Annotated in this window: 5 protein-coding genes; all 5 read right to left on the minus strand. The window is 69.8% G+C overall.

Going from position 1 to position 3,698, the window contains the following annotated elements; genetic code table 11:
• Positions 1 to 820, minus strand: an 820-nt coding sequence (locus A5673_RS08195; protein WP_068229686.1) for a zinc-binding dehydrogenase, incomplete at its 3' end; no start/stop codon positions are given.
• A gap of 1 nt (position 821) precedes the next feature.
• On the minus strand, positions 822 to 2,033 hold the full coding sequence (locus A5673_RS08200; protein WP_068229687.1) for a cytochrome P450: 1,212 nt from the start codon (positions 2,031 to 2,033) through the stop codon (positions 822 to 824).
• Entirely contained in the window at positions 2,030 to 2,734 is a 705-nt protein-coding gene (locus A5673_RS08205; protein WP_068229692.1) for an NIPSNAP family protein, read from the minus strand. Before A5673_RS08205 ends, A5673_RS08200 begins: the two co-directional genes overlap by 4 nt.
• Before the next feature lie 2 nt (positions 2,735 to 2,736).
• Positions 2,737 to 3,285, minus strand: a complete 549-nt coding sequence (locus tag A5673_RS08210) for a hypothetical protein (RefSeq protein ID WP_068229688.1) — start codon at positions 3,283 to 3,285, stop codon at positions 2,737 to 2,739.
• Positions 3,286 to 3,376: 91 nt separating this feature from the next.
• Positions 3,377 to 3,698 (minus strand): CoA transferase (locus A5673_RS08215; protein ID WP_197518323.1); only part of this gene is annotated, 322 nt, incomplete at its 5' end.

The raw sequence follows: 3,698 nt of genomic DNA on the forward strand, positions 1-3,698 counted from the left end.
GGACGCGCCGCCGGTCCAGGGTGACACCGGATTTCAGCGTCAGGTTGTTGCGCAGCATCAGGCGCATGTTAATCGGGTAGGCCTCGTCGTCGGCGACGCCGAAATAGAAGACCGTGGCGCCGGGTGCGGCTGCCTCGATGGCGTGCCCCAGGGTGGCCACCTGGTGGCCGACGGCCTCGATGACGACGTCGGCGCGGTCGCCGGGGGCCAGCTGGCTGACCCAGCGGTCGCTGGTGGCCCGCACCGGGTCGTCGACCCCGAAAGCCGTTGCGTGGCCGCCGCGGTCTACGGGGTCGACGCCGGTAACGCGCCGGGCGCCGGCCGCCTTGGCGACGTAGGAGAACAGCAGCCCGATCGAGCCCTGGCCGATGATCGCGACGTGCCGCCCGGACAGGTCCGGCAGCTGTTCGCGCGCGTACAGGACGCACGCCAGCGGTTGCAGGCCGACCGCCTCAGCCGGGGTCAGCGCCGGGTCGTACGGCGCCAGCATGTCGCCGTCGCTGATCACTCGTTCCATCAGGCCGTCGAACCCCGACGCCCAGCCCACCACGCGATCGCCGGCGCGGTGGTCGGGGTGCCGGCTGGCGATCACTTCGCCGGCCACCTCGTGGATCGGGAAGCCGTCCTTCTCGGCGGCGCTTTTGCCGTCGTCGCCCGCAAGGCGGCCGCGGTTGCCGCGGAAGGCCGGCAGGTCACTGCCGCAGACGCCGGCGGCCGAAAACTGCAGCAGCACTTGCCCGTCGGTGAGGTGCTCGACCGTGTGGTCGGGGATCGACGTCCGCTCGAACAGGTACGGGGCGATGATCCGGTAGGACCACACGTCAGACCTCCACCGGGATCTTGTTGTATCCCCACTGGAAGCTGGACGGCAGGCGGGCGGCGGCCTCGCCGTGGATCGCGTAGTCGGGCACCCGGCGGAGCCATTCGGCCAGCAGCACAGCGACTTCCAGCCGGGCGAGGTGGTAGCCGATGCAGAAGTGCTGGCCGCGGCCGAAGGCCAGCGAGCGGCGGATGGGCCGGTTCCAGACGAACTCGTCGGGTTCCGGGTATTCCCGTTCGTCGCGATTGGCCGAGGCCAGCAGCGTGATGACGCGCTGGCCCGGCTGGATCGTCGCGTCGTGAATGGCGAAGGGTTTCCGCGCGGTTCGGGCGAACCACTGCGCCGGGGCGCAGAACCGGATCATCTCCTCGCGCGCGATCGGCACGTTGGTGTCGGGATCGGCGCGCACCGCGGCCAGCTGGTCGGGTCGCCGGCTCAGTTCCCACAGGCCGTGGGCGACGATCTTGGGCACGGTTTCGGTGCCGCCGATGAAGATGCAGAGCATCTGCATGGCGACCTCGACGTCGTCGAGCTCGCTGCCGTCGGGCAGGCGGTAGCCGAGCAGCCCGTCGACCACGCCGAGCGGTCCGCCGGACGCGTCGGCGCGGCGGCGCTGGACCGCCGGCACCAGGAACTCCATGTAGTTGGGCCGCGCCTCGGCGGTGTCCACGCCCACCCCGGGCTCCGCGAGGCTGCCGGCGTTCACCGCGGCCAGCACCTGCGGCGCGAGATCCGTTGGAATGCCCAGCAATTCGCAGACCACCGACGCCACCACGATGCCGCCGTAGTCCTGGGTCAGGTCGAACGAGCCCAGCGGCAGCAGCGCGTCGAGGCGTTCGTTGGCCAGCGCGCGGATCCGGTGCTCCAGCCCGGCGACGGCCCTGGGGCGCAGCGGCGCCGAATGCGCGCGCCGGATCTGGCCGTACAGGTCCGCGTCGAACACCGCGTGGAACGGCAGCGGATGCAGCGGCGGGTCGTCGACCGGCCCGGTGTTGTGCTTGGCCAGTACCGCCGCCGCGGGCAGGGTGCCTTCCGACGCCACGAAGGTCCCGTCGTTGACTTCCAGGACCCGCCAGATGTCGTCGAAGCGGGACAGCGCGTAGGTGTCCCACTGCGGCATGTAGTACGCAGGGTGCTCATCGCGCAGGATCCGGTAGTACGGCAACGGGTTCGCCATCACTTCCGCGTCGAACGGATCGTACGAAAAGCTCACTGCAGTGGCGATGGAGGTAGGGCCTGCAGGATGGAGTCTTCCCAGCCGTCGCGCAGGGCCGGCGCCACGCTCATCCAGGTGATGATCTCGGCCGGCGGGCTGTCCTTCCAGGACGGGTAGTGATTGGCGAAGCACTCCCAGCCGCCGTCCAGCGCCCAGTAGTGGATGACCTCGTTGTAGCGGAACGTCGTGGTAAACGAACCCAGCCATCGCTTCCCGGTGCGCTCCGACCACGGCACGTAGAGGCGCTCCAGCTCGCGGATGTAGTCGTCCTGGCGCCCCGGCTTGGTCTGCATGATCTCCTGGATCACCAGCGGCGCAGCGAAATTCGTCTCGCGCAGCTGCGCCAGCGTCTTGTTACTGGGGCCGGGGTACATGATCCGCCCCTCGCCCGAGGCGCCGGTGTCGGACAGATAGGCCGCCCACTTGCCGGCCGCGGCCTGGTGGCTGCCGCCGCGCGCCTGGGCGGTCCCGATGCGGGCGTAGTCGGCGAACCCGTCGATCTCCCAGATGACCGTGGCCTGCGGCCAGTGGCCGTTATAGGGGGTGGCCTCCCAGATCGCGAACAGCCGGGCGCCGAGGTCGTCCATCATCGGCCGGTAGATGTCGGTGAACGCCTCGGTGAATCCGTCGCTTCGCCCGGATCCCAGTGAAATCGTCTCGTGCAGATAGAGCAGGGTGTGGCCGTAATACTTCTTCATCACTAGAGCCGAGTGGCCGCGTCGCACAGCAGCGTTTCGATCGGATCGACCGGGCCGCAGCCGATCCCGGCCTCCGCCAGCGCGTAGCCCTTGAATCGGCGCGCCGCCATGCTGAGGACGTGCTGGGTCCGGGTCATCGCGCGGTCGACCGCCAGCGGCCACCCGTCACCCCACAGCGCGACCTCGGTCAACCGGTCGTCCATCGCCGCCAGCACCTGCTCCCGCACGCGCGCGTCGGCGGTGTACGCCTCGGCGCTGACCGCGAGGCCGTGGCTCCTTGCGTCGGCCGGATCCGGCCGCCCGTCAAAGTCCAATGACCGCACCCCGAGGATCCGCAGCGCGCGGGTATCGCAGCCGCGCGGCAGCAGCACGGTCACCTCCCAACCGGCCATCACCCGGTCGTAGAGCCAACCCCCGGCGGAAGCGACGACGTCGGTAGTGCTGGCCGCCACGACGTCCAACCGGTATCGCAGACTCTCTCCGTCGGCGCGGGTCGCCTGCACGGACCTGACCCGGCTCTGGTGGCCGATGTTGAACGTTGGGGTGACCATCGTTGGCGTTTCCTGCAGCGCTTGTCGTGGGCTTGTTGTCACCGGACAGCGTGACACTTCAGGCCAAATTTGTAAAGGTCTCGCGGGCGGGTCACGACCCGCGGCGGGCCTTCAGTTCGGCGAGAACCTCGTCGGTGTGCTGCCCCAGTTGCGGCGCCGCGGACCGCGGGGCCCAGGGTGTGCCATGGAAATCCGCCGGTGTGGCCACCATGGCAACGCCGGCCTGCCCGTCGGGCACGTCGACGATTCCGCCGGCGGCGTGGAACTGCTCGTCGGCCACCACGTCCTCGAGCGCGTTGACCGGGGACCAGAACAGATCGGGTTCGCCCGCGAAGATCTGCGCCCATTCGTCGAGTGGGCGGGTCGCGAAGATCGCGTCCAACTCGGCGATGAGCTGCACCGCATGGGCGGCG

The sequence above is a fragment of the Mycobacterium sp. E3198 genome, assembly GCF_001667015.1.
Classification (GTDB): Bacteria; Actinomycetota; Actinomycetes; order Mycobacteriales; family Mycobacteriaceae; genus Mycobacterium.